The following is a 20,810-nucleotide window of genomic DNA, read 5'->3' on the forward strand; positions in this document are numbered from 1 at the left end:
CCCTCCGATCATGACCCTGTTCTCTTCCGTCGAACTCGCGCCGCGCGATCCGATCCTCGGCCTCAACGAAGCCTTCGGCGCCGATACGCGCGCCGACAAGGTGAACCTCGGCGTCGGCGTGTACTACGACGAGAACGGCCACGTGCCGCTCCTGCGCGCCGTGCGCGAAGCCGAGAAGGCGCGCCTCGAGGCGCAGCTGCCGCGCGGTTACCTGCCGATCGACGGCATCGCCCTCTACGACACCGCGGTGCAGAAGCTGCTCTTCGGCGCGGATTCCGCGCTGCTCGCCGATCGCCGCGTGGTCACCGCGCAGGCCCTCGGTGGCACGGGCGCGCTGAAGGTCGGCGCCGATTTCCTCAAGCGCCTGAATCCGAACGTGCCGGTCGCGATCAGCAATCCGAGCTGGGAGAACCACCGCGCACTGTTCGAGAACGCGGGCTTCGAGGTCGTGGAATACCGCTACTACGACGCCACCACGCACGGCGTCGACGTGGACGGCATGCTCGCCGACCTCGCGAAGCTGCCGAAGGGCGCCGTCGTCGTGCTGCACGCGTGCTGCCACAACCCCACGGGCGTGGACCTCGGCACCGACGACTGGAAGCGCGTGATCGAGACGGTGCGCGAGCACGACCTCGTGCCGTTCCTCGACATCGCCTACCAGGGCTTCGGTGATGGCATCGAGGCGGACGCCACCGCGGTGCGCCAGTTCGCCGACGCGGGTCTGCCGTTCTTCGTCGCCAGCTCGTTCTCGAAGTCGTTCTCGCTGTACGGCGAACGCGTCGGCGCGCTGTCGATCGTCACGGGTTCGCACGACGAAGCCACGCGCGTGCAGTCGCAGGTCAAGCGCGTCATCCGCACGAACTACTCCAATCCGCCGACGCATGGCGCGGCCGTGGTGGCCGCCGTGCTCAACCACGACGACCTGCGCGCGACGTGGGAAGCCGAACTGGGCGAGATGCGCGAGCGCATCCGTCGCATGCGCAGCGAACTGACGCAGCGCCTGGCGAAGGCCGGCGATTTCGGTTTCATCGAGCGACAGCGCGGCATGTTCTCGTATTCGGGACTCTCCGTCGCCCAGGTCGAGCGCCTGCGCAGCGAGTTCGGCATCTACGCCGTCGGCACGGGCCGCATCTGCGTCGCCGCGCTCAACGGTGGCAACATCGAGCGCGTGGCCGACGCCATCGCCCGCGTGGTCTGACCTCGCACCCATCGTGTTTCGCCGGCGGACGCAGGCGCGTCCGTCATGGCCACCCCTTCGCAAGAGATTTGTCGATACATGTTCTTTCGCAACCTGACGCTTTTCCGTTTTTCCGAACCCGTCGCCGCCGATCTCGACCGTCTCGACGAGGCGCTGCCGGAACACCGTCTGCGTCCCGTCGGTCCGATGGAGCTCTCGACGCGCGGTTTCGTCTCGCCGCTCGGCCGCAACGAGGAAGCGCTCACGCATACGGTCGGCCGCAACACGATGGTCACGGTGGGCAGCGAGGATAAGCTCCTGCCGTCGGCCGTCGTGAACGACGAGCTGGCCAATCGCATCGAGAAGATCGTCGAGGAAGAGGGACGCAAGGTCGGCGGCCGCGAGCGCAAGAAGCTCAAGGACGACGTCATGAACGAGCTCCTGCCGCGCGCCTTCGTGCGCAGCTCGCGCATGAAGGCCTACGCGGACAAGAAGAACGGCTGGCTCGTGCTGGATACCTCCAGTCGCAAGTCGGCTGAGAATACGCTGAGCCAGATCCGCGAAGCCCTGGGCAGCTTCCCGGCCGCCCCGCTGGCGCCGGAAGAGTCCCCGCGCATCCTCATGACCCACTGGGTCGCCTCGGGCGAGCTGCCGGCCGGCCTGGTCCTCGGCGACGAATGCGAACTCCGCGACCCGGCGACGGCCTCGGGCGCCATCGCACGCTGCCGCCGCCAGGATCTCGACACCGATGAGATTCGGGAGCACCTCCGAACCGGCAAGCAGGTGTTCCAGTTGGGTCTGGTGTTCGACGACCGCATATCGTTCGTGCTGGGCGAGGACCTGATCCTGCGTAAAATCAAGTTCACGGACGTCGTGCTCGACGAACAGGCGGACAGCCCCGAATCGGCCGCGGCGGAAATGGACGCGAACTTCGCCCTGATGGCGCTCGAATACGAACGCCTGCTCGGCAAGCTCGCCGAATGGTTCACGCTGCCTCGCCCGGAATGATCCCGGCCCGCCAGTCGCAGTGTCTGATATGAGTTGGTGGGATGTTCGTCGGGATCGCAACGAGACTCGGCTCATGGCATCGGACGAAGGCGACTGGCTGGAACTGGCGACCCCCACGGGCGCCACGATCCGTGTACTTAAGGCGGCGCACCCCCGTGCGCGCCGCCTGCGGCTGACGGTGACGCCGAAGGGCGCCCGTCTCACCTATCCCAACGGCACGCACGTGGCGCAGATGACCGCGTTCCTGCGCCACCATGCCGACTGGCTCGAGCAGAAGCTCGGCGAGTTCAACCTCGATGCCGAGCCCCTGCCGCCGCTGCGCGTGGGAGTCCCCACCACGTTCCCATTCCGCGGCGAGGACGTCACCCTCGATTGGGCCGAGGGCCCTTATCCGCGCGTGGAGCACGAGCCGGGCCTGCTCACCCTCAGCATTCCGCGCCCGCACACCCGCGCGTTGCTCGTCGCCCGGGGGCTGCTCGCGACGCATTTCGAGGCGCAGATCCGGCGCGACGTCTCGCGCTGGCTGCCCGCCTACATCCCGCAGATCAACGCGGCGCCGACCGCCCTGCGCATCCGGCCGCTGAAGAGCTTGTGGGGAAGCCTGGACACGCGCGACAGGATCAACCTCGATCTCGCCCTCGCGCTCGCCCCGCCCGCGGCGCTGCGCTACGTACTCGTGCACGAGCTGTGTCACCTGAAGGTGCGCAACCACTCGGCGAAGTTCTGGCACTGGGTGGAAGCCGTGTTTCCCGATTACAAGGAACAGCGCACGTGGCTGCGCGCGAACGGCAGCGGGCTGAAGATGCAGCTCGATCGTCTGATCGCCGACGTGGCGGACTGAGCTTCGCCCGCCGGCGGGCGCCGGTCGTATCGGCGATCAGGGCGCTTGCGACGGCGTCAATGCGCCAGCGCGAAACCCGTCAGGACGCGCGCGGTGTCTTCCGGCTTCTCGAGCATCGGCATGTGGTTGCAGCCGTTCAGCACCGTGGCGCCGATCGACGGCGAGCTCTTCAGGCCTTCGCGCAGCGTGTCCAGCGCGGACACGTCGATGATCTTGTCCTCGCGGCACCACAGGCCGAGCACGGGCATCTGCAGCTTGCCGATGACCGGGTCGAGCGCGAACGCCTGCGCCGGCTGCTTCAGTTCGACGAACGTGCGCTCGATGAAGGCGTGGTCCTTACGGTTGCGTGCGACCAGCGCATCCTCGATGCGACCGGGGAATTGCGGCGGCTTGAGGAAAATGCGCGCGAGCAGGGCTTCCAGATCGGCGCGATCCTCGAGAAGGAACGGATTCTTGCCCGACTTCACGTCGCGGGTGAAGTCGTTGTCCTTGAACGTGAGGCCGAGCGAGCTCATCAGCACGAGACTCGCCACGCGCTCGGGATGCTGCTGCGCGTAGACGCCAGCGATCGCACCGCCCATCGAATGGCCGACCAGCAGGAAACGCTGCGCGCCGACCGCGGCCGCGAAGGCCTCGAGGCGGGCGGCCTGCTGGGGAATGCCGTAGTCGCCGGTGTCGATGCGCGACGAATCGCCCCAGCCCGGAAGATCGGGAATGAGGATGTGGAAATGTTCGCCGAGCGCCTTTGCGGTTTCGAGCCAGGTGGTCTTGTCGGCGGCGAAGCCGTGCAGCAGCACGATCGTCGGCCCCTGGCCGCCTTCGTAATACGACCACGTGGTGTCGCCCGCCACGATCGTCTTCTTCTCCATGTGCGCGCTCAGCGCCTGCCGGGCCGCGTCGGCCTTGAGCAGCAGGGAGGGCGCGAAGAGGTAGACGATGCCCGCGCCCAGGCCCAGCACGACCGCCACGATGACGAGGAACTTCAGCCGGCGCAGCAGCAGGCGCTGCCAGAGCGGGCGGCGATCGGACGAGGCGAGGGTGGGGGTCTTGGCCATGAATGGGGGCTTCGTAACGGTGGACGCCCCGCAAGATGCGGGGCGTCGCAGGAGGATGCAACCCTTGCGGCCGCCTTCGCGGCCGCAAGATCGTGCGTCACGGCTTCTTCGCGGTGCCGGCGAGGATGCGTTCGACGGCCTGCTGCGTCATCGGGTGGTAGCCGGACTTCGCCTTGGCATACGTCGCCTTCGCGAAGGCGAGGCCTTCCGGCGTGCGCGCGAAGGCGCGGTAGACGGGCGTCGTCAGGTACAGGCGGCCGATGCGGGTCATGTGCTCCGCGGCGGCCGTCCACACGTCCTTGTCGCCCGCCGCGATGGCGTGCGCGTACCAGCGCATGCCGATCTCGGCGTTCGGCGTGCCGGTGAGATGCCACGCGGCGTCGATCTCCTTCATCTTCGCAAGCGGCGGCGCGTCCGGCAGGCGATCGAGGAAGTACATCCACTCCTGGGTGTTCCACGACTTCGCATCGAGCTTGTCCGCGGCGAGCTTGCCGGCGAGGAACGCCTCGCGCTCCTTGTCGATCGCGTCGAAGCGCGGCGATTCGGGCAGCGGCGCGTCCTTCGGAATGTCCGGCTGCCAGATCCACGCGCGGGCCTCGGCTTCGCTCATCTTGCCCGGGTACTTGTCGAGCAGGTTGGCCTTCAGGTACGCGAACATCGTGTCGGTATCGATGCTCTGGAACGCGAAGTGCGCGAAATACCCCTTCAGGTAGGTGTCGAAGGTCTCGCGCCCGAAGCGCGCTTCCAGCGTGCGCAGGAACCAGGAACCCTTGTCGTAAGCCACCGACGAAAGCGAATCGTCGGCACCCACGCCGCGCGGCTCGGGCGTCAGGCGCTGGACGTTCTCGGGCATCTTGCCGATCGTCTTCTGCAGCTCGCGCGCGGAGAGAAGGCTTTCCTCGTCGGCGAGCGCCTTGCCGTAGACGGCTTCGGTGATGCGCCCCTGCACGTAGGTGGTGAAACCTTCGTTCAGCCAGATGTCGCGCCATGCGGCGCTGGTGACGAGGTTGCCCGACCAGGAGTGCGCCAGTTCGTGCGAGACCAGCGACACGAGGCTCTTGTCGCCGACGAGTACGGTCGGCGTCGCGAACGTCATGTTCGGGTTTTCCATGCCGCCGAACGGGAAGGACGGCGGCAGCACGAGGATGTCGTAACGGCCCCAGGCGTAGGGGCCGTAGAGCTTCTCGGTGGTCTCGATCAGCTTCTCGGTGTCCTCGAACTCGTGCGCGGCCTTGCCGACCACACTGGGCTCGGCATACACCGCGCTGCGCGGACCGGTTTCCTTGACGGCGAGGTCGCCCGCGGCGATGGCGAGCAGGTAGGACGGGATCGGGTGCGGCTGGTCGAAGCGGAAGTCGCCATCGAGCGGATGCTTCGCGTCGTTGATCGCGCTCATCACGACGCGGACGTCCTTCGGCGCGGTGACGTGCGCGTCGTACGTGAAGCGGATCGCCGGCGAGTCCTGCAGCGGCACCCACGAACGCGCGTGGATCGACTCGGACTGCGAGAACATGAAGGGCTGCTTCTTGTCGGCCGTCTGGTCGGGCGTCAGCCACTGAAGGCCGGAGGCTTCCGGCACGGTGGCATACGTGATGCGGACGCTGGCGGGATGCGCCGGGGCCTGGATCGTCAGCTTCGAACCGAGCTCCTTGTCGCGCGGCGCGAGGGCGAACTTCAGCGGCGAGGCCTTGCCGGTCGCATCGACGGCTTCGACGCCGGCGATCTTGAGGTCGCGCGTGTCGAGGACGAGGTCCTTCGCCTTCGCGTCCCTCCAGTCGAGCTTGAGCGTCGCGTTGCCCGCGAGCTCACGCTTGCCGAAGTCGAGCTTCAGGTCGAGGTCGAGATGGGTGACCCGGACCGCGTCGGGCTGGGCATAGGAATGCGGATCGGCGGCGAAGGCCACGACGGGAAACGTCATGGTCAGGGCAACGACGGGAAGCAGGCGCATCGCAGGGTTCCGTACGGGGGAAGCCCCGAGTATGCCACCGGGCGCCGCGTTCCGTTCCCTAGAGCTTGTACGCCCGGTGGATCGCCACGATGCCGTTGGTGAGGTTGCGCACTTCCACGTGCCCGAAACCCGCGTTGAGCATCATGCCCTTGAGCGTTTCCTGATCGGGGTGCTTGCGGATCGATTCCGCCAGGTACTGGTAGCTGTCGGCGTCGTTGGCGAACAGGCGGCCGAGGCGCGGCAGGATCCGGAACGAGTGCACGTCGTAGAGCTTCGACAGCAGCGGACTCTGCACCTTCGAGAACTCCAGCACGAGCGCGCGGCCGCCGGGCTTGAGGATGCGGTGCATGTCCGCCAGCGCCTTGTCCTTGTCGGTGACGTTGCGCAGGCCGAAGGCGATGGTGACCGCGTCGAAGCTGTTGTCCGGGAACGGCAGCATTTCGGCGTTCATCTGGGCCCAGCGCAGGCCCGCGACGAGGCCGCGGTCGGTGAGCCGGTCGCGGCCCACGCCCAGCATCGCGGCATTGATGTCGCCGACGACCACCTCGCCCTCGTCGCCCACGACGGGCTTGAGCAGCGCCGCGATGTCGCCGGTGCCACCGGCGAGGTCGAGGACCCGGTCACCGCGGCGAACGCCGCTGACGGCCACGAAATGACGCTTCCACAGCCGGTGGATGCCGAACGACATCAGGTCGTTCATCAGGTCGTAGTTGCGCGCCACGGACGTGAAGACCTGGCCGACGAGCTTCTGCTTGTCGGCCACGGGAACGTCGCGGAAGCCGAAATGGGTGGTTTTCTGGGATTCCATGCGTCCATGGTATCCCGAACCCGTGCCCCTCGCAGCTTCCGCGACGCCACCTCGTCAGACGCCGCCGACCGGGCGGCCAGCGTCAACGCGGAGCCAGCGTGTTGTAGACATGGAAGTTGAAGATGCGAAGTTCCGTGGCCCCGTCGGCGGGCATGAGGTAATACGTGCCTGCCGGTCCGTCGACTGGCGCGAAGACTTCGACCGCCGGACGCGCGAGGTGCGGAGGCCGCTCCGCGAGGCTGCGGGCGTTGAATTCCACGGCGAACGTCTTTGACCTCGGTAGACCGCGGAGACCCATCGCGGCGATGATCTGGTCATGTGGCGCACTCAGATCGAACGAGGTCGCGCGTACCACCGGGAAGCCATCCCTCAGCAGAGTCGTGCGGATGGTGCCCGAGTTGTTGGAATAGCCCTGGTTCCCCACGAGGATCGACCGGGTGAGCCGGCTTCGCTTGAAGGGCAGTTCGTCGTAGAACCAGAGCTGCGGCGGCACCTCGTGGGCGGGCACACGCCGGATGCCGGGTGGAAGCGGTTGTTGCGACAGGTCCATCGCGACGGATCGCGGCAGCCCACCCACCCACGGGTCGCGCTGGATCGCGCGCCCGGCACCTCGCAGGGCCGCCGTCTCCCATGCCGCGCGCTGTGCGGGCGTGATCATCGCCGGAATGTTTTCGGTGAGCTCGGCGCGCATCGCCGTGGCGACACGCTCGCGCTCCACCGGATCGGGGAAGGCGCGTTCGATCTCGTCGGCGTAGTCGTCGAAGAGATCGGTGGGCCGCACGCCGGCACCGCGTCCGGACCCGCCGCGCAGGCCCACGGTCCGGAACGCCCAGCCCTGGCTTGCGCCGCGCTCGATGGCGGGTCCCCATGCGCCGGAGGCGGCGCCCGGACGGGCGAGTCGCCAGGTGCCGTAGTCGGCGTCGAAGCGCACGCCGTAGAGGCCGCCGTCATGCTCGATGTACTGCTTGCCGTCGATCGTGTAGACGCCCTCGCTGCTCGCCTGGCCGGTCTTGCGGACGTTCGGGGCGCGATACTGCGATTCGAAGACGACCTTCTGCGGCGTGGGTGCGCGGCCTTCGACCAGCGTGCCACCGGCGCGGAAGCGACCGCCGACGAAGCCCCGGCCCGCGGCGACCTTCACGAACTGCTGCGCGCCGGGCGCGGCCCAGAGCGAGGCGACGTAGAGTTCGGTGAAGTCGACGAAGGCCTGCCGGGTGTCGCCAGCCTTGACGCTGTCGTAGAGGCGCCAGCCGGCGGAGGCGGCATGCACCGGGGCCGTGACGACATCGCGCACGACGCGACCCAGGCTCTCGAGCACGCGGCGATCGTACTCTTCCGTCCAGCGGCGCTTCGCGTCGTCGGTGCTGGTGGTCAGCGTGCGCGCGTTGCGCTGGCCGAGCTGGACGTCCGTCTCGTAGAGCGCGTGCAGGAAGTCGCCGGTGACACGGCGCTCGTCGAATGGCTCGGCGGTGAAGGTGACGTCCGCGGCGGATGCGGAGGAGCCGAGGATCCAGTTGGCGAGCCGGTCGCCGGCGAAGACGCGCGTGCCGTTGGGACGGACCGCGGCGTGCTCGAGCGGGAGTCGGTCGAGCAGGTACTCGCGGAACCGCGGTGCGTAGAGGAACTGTCGCGCGGCCTCGGCGCGGCTGCCGAACTCGCGGAAGCTGATGCCATCGGGGGCCTCGGGCGTGTACAGGACGATGGTGGACACGCTGCGCGGATCGCGTACACCGACCATGAACACGTCGCGCAGCGCGACGCCCTGGTAGGTGAGCTGGCTGACCTGAATATCGTGGTTCTCGACGCGGGCGCGTCCGGCTTCCGACGGACTGGCCAGCACCGCTTCGACCCAGCGGTAGCCGCGGTAGGCATGGTCCTTCTGGAACGAGCGCGGCAGGTCGCTCAGGAAATACGACAGCCGCGCCTCGTTGGCGAGCAGGCGCATCTGCGCCAGTTGCAACGAGGTGGTGGCGTCGCGCCGCGCGGTGGCGTCCGGTCCGCTGCGCAGCGCGGTATCGAGGTAGGCCGGGTACGTGCGATGGACGTCGAGGTCGTTGACGATCACGCGCAGCGCCGCGTCGTCGAGTCCCGCCACCGGCGCGCCGTCGGGGCCGATGGCCTTCATCCGTACCGGATCGGTGCCGCCGATGTTGCGGTAGGCGAGGTCGACGAGGCTCAGCGAGGGCGGCTTGCCGCCGGCGAGGAAGTCCAGCACGGACTGCGGCAGGAGGCTGTGGTAATTCTCGATGTCGATGCGGATGTCGCTGGGATCGAGCGTGACGCCCAGTGCCTTCAGGCGCGTGCGCAGGCCGTCGTGCGTGAACGCGTAGAGGCCCTTGACCGGTGCCGCATGCGGCTTGCCCGCGTCGGCGGCGAGCAGATCGTGCGTCGCCAGGAAGTGCTCGCTGGCGTCGCGCCAGTCGGCGGCGACGTTCGCCGGCACGCGGGCCAGGCGCGCCTCGTTCACCGCGTCGACGACCGCGGCCTGGCGGATCGCGAGCAGGGCGGTGGCGTCGAAGAGGTAGTCGTCGCGCAGGGCGTGGGTGACGCCATCGACGAGCAGGCGCGAGGCGCGGTCGGCGTCGCCGGCCAGCTTCGCCTCGAACCACGCCTGGTTCAGCTTCTCGCGCTGTACGCCGACGAAGCGATTGACGACGGCGGTGAAAGGATCGCTGCTCATGGGCCGGGAGTCGATGAAACGGCCCTCCGCGATCCCCGCCGCATACCGTCGCGCCAGCCCGGGCAGGTCGCTGGACGTCACGAGCATGGCGCGGAAGCGCGCTTCGAACGCCGCGTAGGCCGCTTCCAGGTCGTCGAATGGTTCCCAGCCCGTCTGGGTCGAGAAGGCGAGGACGCGGCTGTCGCGTGCGAGGTCCTGCACGAGCAGCACGCCCGCGTATCCCGTGCCGCCGATCCGCAGTTCGCGAACGACCACCGACTCGGCCGCGCCGCCGGCGATGGTGACGGAACGCGCGAGATCACGCGCGTCGGCGTCGAGCGTGCCGTCTTCGTAGGCCAGGACGGCGAGGGCGCGCGCACCGTCGGCGATACGCGCGGCGAACGCGTCGCGACGCGTCCGCGCGGTGCCGCCGTCGGTCGCCGGTCCGTACCAATAGGCCCTGTGTGCCTCGATGAAGGAGTTCAGCGGCACGGCGTCGATCGACTCGGGCGTGGCTGGCAACGCGGCACGCTCGTTGGCGAGCCATGCCTGCACGCCGACGATGCGATCGTACGCCTGCTGGGCTTCCTGATAGACGTGTTGGATGTGTGCAGGCGGTGCCTGCGGGGGCAGCATGTCCAAGAGCTTTCCTTTGCGTGGGTGAACCGGCGCAAAGTGTAGGAACTGCCCTTGGGACGACGCGCGAGGCGGGTGCCTCGCGCGAGTCATCGTTTGCCCTCGTCTGCCTGTCAGCGTCGACTGATCGGCCGGGTCGCCACGAAGACGTCAGTGCTGGCCGTGATGGCGTTCCCGCTCGTTCGCCACGTGGCGGTCGTGCAGGGACGGGCCTGCCGAACCATCGTCGGGATCGACGGGAGGCCGCGCATCGAAGTCGCGATCGTTCTCGCCACCCGGCGTGATCTTCAGGATCGAATGGCGCACCTCGCGCGCGAGAATCACCCGGGCGTCGCGGACCATCTCCTCCAGGGCCTCGCTGAAATCCAGCTTCCCCGCGTCGTCCGTCCAGACGACCCTGGCTTCGCGCAGCTTCTGGATGAAGCCGCGGAAGAGGGCCTTGTCGAAGAACTCCGGCGCCGAGAGTTCGTTGAGCAGGCTGAGGCGCTGCGCGGTGAGCGTGCAGGCCGTTTCGAGTTCGCCCGCGGTCATGGTGTGCGGACCGTTCTTCACCAGCGCGGCGATGGCGATGTAATAGCGTTCGAACGCCTGCAGCATGCTGCGCGCGATCACGCGCAACTGGTAGGCGCCATCGTCCTGGCCGGGACCGCGCTCGAGCACGCGGCCCTCCGCGCTGGCCTCGAGGATGCCGCGACGCACGAAGAACTCGATGGTGTCCTGAACCTGGGCGGCGAAACCGTCCTCGTCCCACGGCAGGAACAATTCGCCCTGGATGAAGGGGTAGATGATGCGGCCGAGTCGCACGACCGACGAGCGCGACATGCGGCGATTGTTGAGGAAGCACGCCGCCACCCACGCCGCGGCGGCGTTGAGGTGCAGCACGTTGTTGCGGAAGTACGAAAGCAGGACGGCCTGCTCGCCCTCCGTCACCAGCACGTCGCCCAGCGGATGGCGCACGCGACGGATCCAGCCCATCTGCTCGCCATAGGCGATCACGCCCTGCGGATTCATCGGCGTGATGGTGACGCGGTCGGAGTAGGGCAGTTCCTGCAGCATCGCCTTGGAGAGTTCGATCTGCGCGAGCAGATCGTTTTCCGCCATCGCGTGCTTCGGCGTCGCGAGGAGGGCCAGCGCGAGCAGGTTGATCGGATTCACGTCGGCGGCGCGATTGATGTTCACCTGGATGCGTTCGGCGAGGTCGTCGACGACACGGTTCATCCATTCGGGCTTCGTATCGGGATCGGCGCCGGCCTCGCGCCAGTCCGGCGCCGCCGCGTCGAGCATCGGGGTAAGCAGGATCGGCTCGCCGAAGTTGAGGGTGACGTGGCCGTAGCGTTGGCGCAGCACCTTCAGGCCGCGGATCAGGCCGAGCAGCGATTCCTTCTCCTTCGGCTTGCCGGAAAGCTCGCCGATGTACGACTTGCCTTCCATGAGCTTCTCGTACCCGATGTACACCGGCTGGAACAGGACCGGGCGGCGTGGCGCGCGCAGGAACGCGCGCAGCGTCATCACCAGCATGCCGGCGCGCGGCGCCAGCAGCCGGCCCGTGCGCGAGCGGCCGCCCTCGATGAAATACTCGAGCGGCACGCCGCGATCGACGAGCTGGGCGAGGTATTCGTTGAACACCACCGAGTACAGCGCGTTGCCCTTGAAGCTGCGACGGAGGAAGAAGGCACCACCGCGGCGCAGGATCGGACCGACCACCGGCAGATTGAGGTTGACGCCCGCCGCGATGTGCGGCGGCACCACGCCCGAGTGGTGCAGCTGGTAGGAGAGCAGCAGGTAATCGGTGTGGCTGCGATGGCAGGGCACGTACACCACTTCATGCCCCGGCGCGGCGGCGCGCGCCTTGTCGAAGTGATGCATCGCGATGCCGTCGTAGAGCTTGTTCCAGAAGTTGGACAGCAGGAACGACGACGAGCGCACCACGGGGTGCGAGTAGTCGGCGGAGATCTCGAGCGCGAAATCCCGTGCCCGGCGCTCCGCCTTGGCGAGGGGAATGTTCTCCTTGCTCGCGGTGGCGGCGATGGCGTCGCGCACGGGCTCGGTGTTCAGCACGGCGTCGACGACGGTGCGGCGATGCGAAAGATCGGGCCCGATGACCGCCGCCCGGATGCGGCGGAAGTGCGTGCGCAGCACGCGCGCGATCTTGCGCGTCAACCGCTCCGGGCTGATGCCGGCCGATTCGGCGAGCACGCTGCGCAGGGACACTGGCGCGGAGAAGTGCACGACGGTGTCGCGGCCGTTGAGCAGCAGCGCGAGCATGCGGCGGAAGCGGCCGACGACCAGCCAGTTCTCGGCGAACAGCACGCTGAACCAGCCGCTTTCGCGGTTCGGCGCACGACCGACGTAGATCGAAACGGGCACGATCTGGATGTCGCGCTCCGGATCGTCCTCGAGCGCGCGGATGAGCTGGCCGATCGGCTCCCTGGGCCCCCGTGCGTCCGTCCGGCCGAACAGCCAGCCGTGGCGGCGGCTCAACGAGAACACCGAGCGACGGCGACGGCCGGGCAGGTCGAGCAGCTGCATCGGGCTGGGCAAACCGGCTTCGCGGCACGCGCGCTCGAGGATCAGGGCGTCGGACGTGCCGTCGCGTTCGATGGCGTAGCAGACCGCGGCCCCGCTGCCGAGCAGCGTGGCGGGCTCCGCGGGATCGCGTTTGATACGCACCCAGGGTTCGAGCATGCGCCCCAGCAGCTTGAACCACCAGGGCGAACGGGCGACATGGACGTGCGGATCCGCACTCATCGGGATATCAGGCATCGGACGATTGTAAGGCCTCAGGGGGCTCTGGCGTCCGCGACGGGCGCGGCGGGGGTGGCGGCGGTGCCGGGGCGCGCGGGAACGCTGGTCGCGGGAGCGGGCGGGGCGAGGCGGGCGTGCTCGTCGCGCACGCGTTGCAGGAGATCGCTGTCGTACCAGCGGCCGTCGAGCAGCACCATCGTGGCGTCGGTCTGGATGGGCTTGTCGAGCAGGGTGTAGGTGATCTTCACGTGGGCGGAGCCGCCGCCGCGCTCCAGCGTGTCGATGCTCACCGAGTCGAACGTCTTGTCGATCGACAGCCCGTACACGTCCAGCAGGCGCTTGAAGCCAAGCCACGCCGTCGACCAGGTCGCCATCGATTGCTCGAAGTTCATCGCATGCAGCGCGTCCGGCGTCGAGAGATGGGCCTGCCGTGCGGTGTCGACGACCGTGGCGATGGCCTGCTTCGCCTTCGCCTGATCGCCCCACGACACCGTCTGGGCCCACGGACCGACGATGTTCACGGCCTCGCGAAGCTGCCGTTTCTGCGACAGCGTCAGGTCCTTCGCCTGGTCGATGGCCGTGAGCGCCATCGACTGGCCGATGCCCGCGATCAGCGGCATCTGGTCCTTGTAGTCGCGGTCGAAGCGGACGAGCGTCGGCCGCAGGTCGGCGAAGAGTTTCTTCTCGGCGTCGGGCTCCGTGAGTCGTTTCACGCCGTTCTCGAACTTCGCCCGATCCTCGTCCGACATCGGCTCGTTCGCGGCGTTGCGGCGCGGCCAGTCGGCGCGCAGCGTCGCGAAGTCGGCGGGCGGCAGGGCGTGTTTCCAGAAGAGGTCGAACTTACCGTCGCGCAGCAGCTGCAGCGATTCGCGCGTGGCGTCCTCCGGCGAGCCGCCGCCGGGCGTGCCGGGCGCTTCCTTCTGCCGGTTGCAGGCAGCGACGAGCGCGAGGACCAGCAGGAGGGCCAGGGTCTTCGGGAAAGTGCGGGGCATGGCACGCATGTCGACAACGGGATCGGGAAGCGTAACAAGAAAAAACCCCGGAAGCCGGAGGCCTCACGGGGTTATCCAGCCCGAAGCCGGAAAGGGAAATGGCCTTGCCTGCTTTGCTTTGGGCACCGCAGGTTTCGGCGAGTGGAATGATAGTTGGCTCACATTGCTAAAGCAATATGTCAGGTTATGTGCCGTAACTCACTGATTTATTTGGTGCGAAGCGATTCGATCTTCCTCGCGCGGCGCTCGGACCGCGGCAGGCCGTAGTCGTTGTCGAACAGCGCGCTTTCCCAGGCGCCGTACGTCGGGTTAGGCAGCACGAACCAGCGCTCTCCGATCCACGCGGTGTAGGGCGCCATGGCCTTCGCGCGACCTTCGGCGTTGTTGCCATACACGTCGGTGAAGTCGCCGATTTGATCGCCGAACTGCATCAGCACGCGATGGTCCTTGCCGACCAGCTGGCGGCGGCAGCCCTTCTCGCTACCCGCCTGCTCGCATCCTTCGACGAAGGTGCCCAGGCCCAGGAACGAGGACTTGTCCGCGACCGGGAACCCGGCCGAACGGAGGTTGGCGAGCGTCGCCTCGTCGAGATCCTTCGCCCGGTTCGAGATGTAGAACACGGCCACGCCATGGTCGGCGGCGAACTTCGTGAATTCGAGCGCGCCGGGCAGCGGACGGGCGATCGCCTCCTTGCACCACGCCGCCCATGCGGCCTCGTCGAACTCGCCGCCGGAGCGCACGAGGCGGGCCTGGTAGGGCGAGTTGTCGAGCACGGTCTCGTCGATGTCGAGGATCACGGCCGGCTTCAGACCCTTCAGCGACGGGTGCGCGGCGCGGTCCGCCTTCGGCAGGGCGTCCCACGTCGGGTCCTTCTTCGCCTTGAGGAGTTTCTCCGTCGCGTCGCGGTAGGTCTGCAGATAGATGAAATCGTGCTCGCTCGCGTTCTGCGACCAGGCCACGGCGTTGAGGTTGTCGTCGGCGGCGGGGCCAGCCGGCGCCGGCGCGGACGCGCTGGCACTCGACGCTGGAACCGGTATCGGCGCGGTGGCCTTCGGCGTGTGAGCGCAGCCCGCGAGTGACAGCGCGGCCGCGAGTGCGACCGGAGCGAACCTGATCATGCAAACCCCTGTGGAGACGGGCACCGCGCCCGTGGCGCGGCGATTCTGCGGGCAGTTTACGACAGCGTGACGACGGCGGCACGCCTCTGGCGCAAAGGCCCCACCTGCTGACAGACTGCGCCCTCATCCACGACGGAACCGTCCATGGAAGTCGCCACCTCGCGATCGCACGCCGTGCGCATCGCCAGTTATATCGCCGCCGGACTCGGCCTGTTCCTCGTCCTTTACCTGCGTTTGTTGCCGGCGCTCCTGGCCGGACTCCTGGTCTACGAGGTGGTCGTGTCGACCGCGCCGCTCATGGGCCGACGGCTTTCGGGCGACCGGGCGCGCGTGCTCGTCGTGGCCCTCGTCGGCGTGCTCGTCGTGGGTCTGCTCACGCTCCTCGTGTTCGGCGGCATCAGCTTCTTCCGCAACGAGATCGGCAACCCCGAAGACCTCTGGCAGAACCGGCTCATGCCGCTGGTCGAGCGCGCCCGGCAGCAGCTGCCGCCCGCGATCGTCGACCGCCTGCCGGACAGCGTGGAGGCGCTGCGCGTGACGGCGATGGACTGGGCGCGCTCGCACGCCGTCACGCTGCAGCTGGCGGGCAAGGAAGCCGCTCGCGTGGTGGTGCACATCCTGATCGGCCTCGTGCTGGGCGCGATCGTGGCACTCAGCCGTACGCGGCCGACGCACCAGGTCGGTCCGTTCGCGGCGGAGCTGAGCCTGCGCGCCGCGCGCCTCGCCGACGCCTTCCACAACATCGTCTTCGCGCAGATCAAGATCTCGCTGTTCAATACCTTGTTCACCGCGATCTATCTGCTCGCCGTGCTGCCGATGTTCGGCGTGCACCTGCCGCTGACGAAGACGCTGATCGTGATCACCTTCGTGGTGGGCCTGCTGCCCGTGATCGGGAACCTCCTGTCCAACACGGCCATCACCGTCGTCGGCCTTTCGGTATCGCTGTACGTCGGTCTCGGCGCGCTGGCGTTCCTGATCGTCATCCACAAGTTCGAGTACTTCCTCAACGCGCGCATCGTCGGCAGCCAGATCCGCGCGCGGGCGTGGGAATTGCTGGTGGCGATGCTGCTCTTCGAGGCGGCGTTCGGGCTGCCCGGCGTGGTGGCGGCGCCGATCTTCTACGCCTACCTGAAAGCCGAGCTGGAAGCCGAGCGGCTGATCTGACCTCGCGGGTTTGATGCCGCGTTCATCGCCGTGCTGCTGGAATCGCGCCACCCCGAGGAGCCCTCCATGCCGGATACCCCGTACAACGCACGCGCCATCCGCATCGTCACGTACGTGCTGGCGGCACTCGCGCTATGGGGCATCCTGATGCTCCATCTCATCTCCGCGCTTCTGGCGGGGCTCCTGGTCTACGAGGTCGTGGAAACGCTGACGCCGCTGATCCGGCGGGTCGTCCCCGGCGAGCGCGCCCGCTTCTTCGCCGTCGGCGTGGTCACCGTGGTGGTCGTCGGCGCCATCATCGGGATCGTCGTGGCCGCGTTGACGTTCTACCGTCGCGACCTGGGCGATCCCCAGGCGCTGTGGGATGCCAAGCTGCTGCCGCTCCTGACCAAGGCGCACGAGCAGCTGCCCGCTTGGCTCACGTCGAACCTGCCCGACAGCTTCATCGACTTCCGGGAGCAGGGCATGGCCTGGGCCCACGAGCACTCCGGCGACCTGCGTCTGGTCGGCACGACCGCCGCGCGCGTCTTCGCGCATGTCCTGATCGGCCTCGTGCTCGGCGCCATCGTGGCCGTGAGTCACGGTGCCGGGCACCGGCCGTCGCGTCCGCTCTCGTCGGAGCTGGCGACGCGCGCGGCGCGCCTCGCGCGCGCCTTCCACAACATCATCTTCGCGCAGCTGAAGATCTCGGCGATCAACACGGCGCTCGCCGGTCTCTTCCTGCTGGTCGCGCTGCCGCTGTTCGGCGTGCACGTGCCGCTGGCGAAGACGCTCGTGATCGTGACCTTCGTGACCGGCCTGCTGCCCGTCGTCGGCAACCTCATCTCGAACACGCTCGTGACGATCGCGGCGCTATCGGTATCGCTATGGGTGGGCGTGGCCGCGCTCGGTTTCCTCGTCGTGGTGCACAAGCTCGAGTACTTCCTCAACGCGCGCATCGTCGGCGGGCAGATCCGTGCGCGCACCTGGGAGCTGCTCGTCGCGATGCTCGCCTTCGAGGCCGCGTTCGGCCTGGCGGGGCTGGTGGCCGCGCCGATCTACTACGCCTACCTGAAGAGCGAGCTCGAGGCCGAAGGGCTGGTGTGATCAAGCGCCGCCGCGCGGCATCGCCGATGCGATCGGGTGCTCGCGGTGGCGTCAGCCGCCGGCGAGCATGGCGCGGATGCGCGCCATGTGCGTCGCCGCCGTCTCCTTCTTCACCTCGGCGTCGGCTTCCGGATCCTTGCCGTCCCAGTGCAGGTCGTCCTGCGGCAGCTCGTCGAGGAAACGGCTGGGATCGTTGGTGAGGATCTCGCCGTACTTGCGCGACTTCGCGGCGAAGGAGAGCGTCAGCAACTCCTTCGCGCGGGTGATGCCGACGTACATCAGGCGCCGTTCCTCGTCGAGGCGCCCTTCGTCGATCGCACCCTCGTGCGGAAGGGTTCCGTCCTCGCAGCCCACGATGAACACGAAGCGGAATTCGAGGCCCTTGGCCGAGTGCAGCGTCATCATGCGCAGCGCGTTGCCCGGATCGTCGCGGTCGGCATGGCTGAGCAGTGCCAGCTGCGCCGCGATGTCGCCGGTGCGGCCGCCGTCCTTGCCCATCGCGCGGAACCAGTCGGTCAGTTCGCGCAGGTTGCCCAGCCGACGTTCGCGCAGCGCTTCGTCCGGCGTCGAGGCCGCGATCTGCGCGCCGTATCCGGTCTTCTCGATGACCGTGTTCACCAGGTCCGCGGCGCTTTCGTGCACGGCGTGGCTGCGTAGTTCGTCCATCAGCCGCGCGAAGCTGGCGAGCGCGCCCGCCGGACGGGGGCTGATGGATTTCAACGCCGCGTCGCTGCGGGCGGCGTCGAGGAGCGACGCGTTGCGTGTCTGCGCGATCTGCCCGAGCTTCTCCAGCGACGTGGCGCCGATCTCGCGCTTGGGCACGTTGACGACGCGCAGGAAGGCGGCGTCGTCGGTCGGGTTGGTGATCAGCCGCAGGTAGCAGAGGATGTCCTTCACCTCGGCGCGGTCGAGGAACGACAGCGCGCCGCTGAGGTGGTACGGCACGCGCGCCAGGCGCAGCGCCTTCTCGATCACGCGCGCCTGGAAGTTGCCGCGGTAAAGGATGCAGAAGTCGTCCCAGCGAACGCCCTTTTCCTTGTACTTCTCGTGCAGGTTCGAGGCGATGGCGGCGATGCGTTCGGCCTCGTGCTCGTTGTCCTTGCACTCGAGCACGCGGATCGGCGGACCCTCGATGTGGTCGCTCCAGAGCTTCTTCTCGTGCACGTGCGGGTTGTTCGCGATCAGCTGGTTCGCGGCACGCAGGATGCGCTTCGCGCAGCGGTAGTTCTGCTCCAGCTTAATCACGCGCAGGTTGGGGAAATCGCGGCCGAGCTGGTCGATGTTCTCCGGATTCGCACCGCGCCACGCGTAGATGCTCTGGTCGTCGTCGCCGACGCAGGTGAAGCGCGCCTTCGGGCCTGCGATGGCCTTCAGCAGGCGGTACTGCGCGTCGTTGGTGTCCTGGTATTCGTCGACCAGCAGGTAGCGCAGGCGCTCCTGCCAGATGGCGCGCGCCTCGTCGTCCGTCTCGAGGATGCGCAGCGGCAGCCGGATGAGGTCGTCGAAGTCCACCGCGTTGAAGGCGGCGAGGCGCTGCTGGTAGAGATCGTAGATCGTCGCGGCCTCGATCTCGCGCGGGCTGCGCGCGGAGGCCATCGCTTCCTCGGGCGTCAGGCCGGCGTTCTTCGCGCGGCCGACGAGGTTGCGAATGCCCTGGATCACCTCGGGCTTCACGCCCTTGGGCGAGAGCTCCTTGATCATGTTCGCGCTGTCGTCGGCGTCCAGCACCGAGAACCCGCGGCGCAACTGCGCGCGGTCGTGCTCGATCTGCAGGAACTTCAGGCCCAGCGCATGGAAGGTGCACACCGTCAGCGCCCGGGCGGCATCGTCCGAGATGAGCTTCGAGACGCGCTCGCGCATCTCTTTCGCTGCCTTGTTGGTGAACGTGATCGCGGCGATCTTCTCGGCGGCGAGATGCCGGCGGGAAATCAGGTGCGAGATCTTCTCCGTGATGACACGGGTCTTGCCGGAGCCGGCGCCGGCCAGCACGAGGAGGGGGCCGTCGCAGTATTCGACGGCCGCGTGTTGTTGCGGGTTGAGCATCGTGGGATCGGCCACTAGGACAGGCGGACGAGGGCCCCGATGGTAGCAGGTGGAGGCCCCGGGCTCGCGAGGCGGTAAACTGGACCGTCACGTACCGGAAAGTCCATGGCCAAGCTCTACTTCTACTACTCGGCGATGAATGCCGGAAAGACCACCACGCTGCTGCAGAGCGCGCACAACTACCATGAGCGCGGGATGCGGACGCTGATTCTCACGCCGGCGCTGGACGACCGCTACGGCGAAGGCGTCGTGGCCTCCCGGATCGGCCTCCAGGCCCGCGCGATGCGGTTCGCGGGGGAGGACGACATCTTCGCGATCGTCGAGAAGGACATCGCGAACCGCGGCGCGCTCCACTGCGTGCTGGTGGACGAGGCGCAGTTCATGAGCAAGGCGCAGGTCTGGCAGCTGTCGGACGTGGTCGACCGCCTGGGCATCCCGGTCCTGGCCTACGGCCTGCGGACCGATTTTCGCGGCGAGCTCTTCGAGGGCAGCCGTTATCTGCTGGCGTGGGCCGACAACCTGGAGGAGATCAAGACGATCTGCCACTCGGGCAAGAAGGCCACGATGGTCGTCCGCGTCGACGAGCACGGGCGCGCCGTGACCCAGGGCCCGCAGGTTGAGATCGGCGGAAACGACCGCTATGTCTCCGTCAGTCGCGCCGAGTTCAAGAGCATCACCGGCGGCGACGGACGTATCGAGCTTCAGCAGCCCGTGCTGCCCCTCGGCGAAACCGACCCCGAAGAAGGATCCCACGCGTGACCGAGACGACGACCCCTGCCGCCGAATGGCCGCGCCCCTACTGGCAGGAAAGCGACGAGCAGGCCGTGCTCCTGTTCTTCGTCTTCGGCGCCTTCCCCGAGGACCTCGCCATTCCGGCCGCGAAGTACGGTAGCCCGGGCCTGCCCGAGGGCGTCGAGCTGCAGCGCTTCCAGAACGCCGTGCTCGCGCGCTGGGAAGGCTACCCGCTTTCCGGCGCGCTCGGCGAACTGTTGCGCGAGGACAACGCCGAGGCCTTCAAGGCCGCGAAGGCCGCGCCGCATGTGATCGCGATCCGTGGGCGCTTCCCCGACCGCGACACCCTCGACTACCTGCGCGACACCCTGGGTGTCGTGGCGGGGCTGCTCGATGTCGGCGGCACCGCCGTGGTGGATCCGCAGATCCTGACCCTGTTCGACAAGGGCGCCTGGCGCGAGCACTACCTCGTGCAGGGCGGCGCGCCGCCGCGGAACCACGTGCTGATCCTGTGCAGTCCCGAAGAGACCAAGGGTCGTTCGTGGATCCGGACCCGCGGCATGCGCAAGTTCGGACGCCCGGACATCAGCCTGACCAACGTGCCCGATCGCGAAGTCGACCGCGCGGGCGCGCTCTCGGAACGCCTCGTGGAGCTCGGGGCGCTGGGCTCGCGCTTCGACGAAGGGCAGGCGCTCGAGGTCGACGGCGTGCCGGGCGGCCTCGCCGTCGTGCTTTCCGGCGACGAGGAAGATCCACGCTTCAACAACTCCCATGCGGCGATGCGCTGGCCGGACTGAC

15 protein-coding genes are annotated in these 20,810 nt (G+C 68.1%); 7 read left to right on the top strand and 8 right to left on the bottom strand.

Going from position 1 to position 20,810, the window contains the following annotated elements:
- The first annotated feature begins 10 nt into the window (after nt 1–10).
- The 3 genes from J2X58_RS16190 (at nt 11) to J2X58_RS16200 (ending at nt 3,026) form a co-directional block, all read left to right on the top strand.
- The gene (locus tag J2X58_RS16190) at nt 11–1,198 is read left to right on the top strand and encodes an amino acid aminotransferase (protein ID WP_310049389.1); all 1,188 of its coding nucleotides are present in this window, start codon (nt 11–13) and stop codon (nt 1,196–1,198) included.
- 78 nt (nt 1,199–1,276) lie between these two features.
- Entirely contained in the window at nt 1,277–2,185 is a 909-nt protein-coding gene (locus tag J2X58_RS16195; protein ID WP_310049392.1) for a recombination-associated protein RdgC, read from the top strand.
- A 73-nt stretch (nt 2,186–2,258) separates the two neighbouring features.
- Nucleotides 2,259–3,026, top strand: coding sequence for a YgjP-like metallopeptidase domain-containing protein (locus tag J2X58_RS16200; RefSeq protein ID WP_090057602.1), 768 nt, complete (start codon nt 2,259–2,261; stop codon nt 3,024–3,026).
- A gap of 56 nt (nt 3,027–3,082) precedes the next feature.
- On the opposite strand, the gene J2X58_RS16205 is transcribed toward J2X58_RS16200, so the two are convergent.
- The 7 genes from J2X58_RS16205 to J2X58_RS16235 form a co-directional block, all read right to left on the bottom strand.
- Nucleotides 3,083–4,081: an alpha/beta fold hydrolase gene (locus tag J2X58_RS16205; RefSeq protein ID WP_310049396.1), complete on the bottom strand. Its 999-nt coding sequence runs from the start codon at nt 4,079–4,081 to the stop codon at nt 3,083–3,085.
- 97 nt (nt 4,082–4,178) lie between these two features.
- Entirely contained in the window at nt 4,179–6,029 is a 1,851-nt protein-coding gene (locus J2X58_RS16210) for a M1 family metallopeptidase (RefSeq protein ID WP_310049398.1), read from the bottom strand.
- 58 nt (nt 6,030–6,087) lie between these two features.
- Nucleotides 6,088–6,837 (bottom strand): bifunctional demethylmenaquinone methyltransferase/2-methoxy-6-polyprenyl-1,4-benzoquinol methylase UbiE, encoded by a 750-nt coding sequence (gene ubiE, locus J2X58_RS16215; RefSeq protein ID WP_090057595.1) that lies wholly within the window; start codon nt 6,835–6,837, stop codon nt 6,088–6,090.
- An 82-nt stretch (nt 6,838–6,919) separates the two neighbouring features.
- The gene (locus J2X58_RS16220; RefSeq protein ID WP_310049401.1) at nt 6,920–10,132 is read right to left on the bottom strand and encodes a DUF6543 domain-containing protein; all 3,213 of its coding nucleotides are present in this window, start codon (nt 10,130–10,132) and stop codon (nt 6,920–6,922) included.
- Nucleotides 10,133–10,282: 150 nt separating this feature from the next.
- Nucleotides 10,283–12,895: a glycerol-3-phosphate 1-O-acyltransferase PlsB gene (plsB, locus tag J2X58_RS16225; RefSeq protein WP_310049403.1), complete on the bottom strand. Its 2,613-nt coding sequence runs from the start codon at nt 12,893–12,895 to the stop codon at nt 10,283–10,285.
- A 17-nt stretch (nt 12,896–12,912) separates the two neighbouring features.
- Nucleotides 12,913–13,869 (bottom strand): hypothetical protein, encoded by a 957-nt coding sequence (locus J2X58_RS16230; protein ID WP_310049406.1) that lies wholly within the window; start codon nt 13,867–13,869, stop codon nt 12,913–12,915.
- A 206-nt stretch (nt 13,870–14,075) separates the two neighbouring features.
- Nucleotides 14,076–14,987 (bottom strand): HAD family acid phosphatase, encoded by a 912-nt coding sequence (locus J2X58_RS16235; protein ID WP_310049408.1) that lies wholly within the window; start codon nt 14,985–14,987, stop codon nt 14,076–14,078.
- A 144-nt stretch (nt 14,988–15,131) separates the two neighbouring features.
- On the opposite strand from J2X58_RS16235, the gene J2X58_RS16240 reads away from it, so the two are divergent.
- Both J2X58_RS16240 and J2X58_RS16245 read left to right on the top strand, forming a co-directional pair.
- A complete protein-coding gene (locus J2X58_RS16240; protein WP_090057582.1) occupies nt 15,132–16,151 on the top strand; it encodes an AI-2E family transporter in 1,020 nt (339 codons plus the stop codon).
- 66 nt (nt 16,152–16,217) lie between these two features.
- Nucleotides 16,218–17,237, top strand: coding sequence for an AI-2E family transporter (locus tag J2X58_RS16245; RefSeq protein WP_090057581.1), 1,020 nt, complete (start codon nt 16,218–16,220; stop codon nt 17,235–17,237).
- Nucleotides 17,238–17,288: 51 nt separating this feature from the next.
- Here J2X58_RS16245 and J2X58_RS16250 read toward each other — a convergent pair whose 3' ends face one another.
- Nucleotides 17,289–19,280, bottom strand: coding sequence for a UvrD-helicase domain-containing protein (locus J2X58_RS16250; protein WP_090179793.1), 1,992 nt, complete (start codon nt 19,278–19,280; stop codon nt 17,289–17,291).
- Nucleotides 19,281–19,385: 105 nt separating this feature from the next.
- Between J2X58_RS16250 and J2X58_RS16255 the strand changes: the two genes are divergently transcribed.
- On the top strand, nt 19,386–20,039 hold the full coding sequence (locus J2X58_RS16255) for a thymidine kinase (RefSeq protein ID WP_090179790.1): 654 nt from the start codon (nt 19,386–19,388) through the stop codon (nt 20,037–20,039).
- Entirely contained in the window at nt 20,036–20,809 is a 774-nt protein-coding gene (locus J2X58_RS16260; protein WP_310049415.1) for a hypothetical protein, read from the top strand. Before J2X58_RS16255 ends, J2X58_RS16260 begins: the two co-directional genes overlap by 4 nt.
- The last annotated feature ends 1 nt before the right edge of the window (nt 20,810 follow it).

Source organism: Luteibacter sp. 3190, from assembly GCF_031456385.1.
Classification (GTDB): domain Bacteria; phylum Pseudomonadota; class Gammaproteobacteria; order Xanthomonadales; family Rhodanobacteraceae; genus Luteibacter.